Origin of the sequence: Bradyrhizobium sp. SRL28, assembly GCF_018596315.1 — a bacterium.
Classification (GTDB): Bacteria; Pseudomonadota; Alphaproteobacteria; order Rhizobiales; family Xanthobacteraceae; genus Bradyrhizobium.
On record NZ_JAHEAG010000255.1, the window covers coordinates 1 to 318 of the forward strand.

The following is a 318-nucleotide window of genomic DNA, read 5'->3' on the forward strand; positions in this document are numbered from 1 at the left end:
GTCGTGTTGCCCTCGTCCAGCTGCGCCAAAAACCATAGCCGCTGCTGCGCAAACGACAGCACCAGCGGCTCATGACGCGACACAGCCACAATGCCCGGCAGATCTTGTGGACCGGAGCGGCTCAATGTCTCGACAACGCTCCCCGCCAGCTCCGCCAGCACCGGTTTGGCAAACAGCCCCGTCAGCGGCAGCGCGACGCCAACAGCCTGCGACAGCCGGCTCAAGAGCCGTACCGCCAACAGCGAGTGGCCGCCGAGTTCGAAGAAGTGGTCGTGGCGTCCGACCCGCTCGACCCCGAGAAGCTCCGCCCAGATCTCC

General features: G+C 66.0%; 1 protein-coding gene. It reads right to left on the reverse strand.

Features of this window, described 5'->3' with window-relative positions:
- Positions 1–318, reverse strand: a 318-nt coding sequence (locus KIP88_RS46235) for a phosphopantetheine-binding protein (protein ID WP_214494688.1), incomplete at both ends; no start/stop codon positions are given.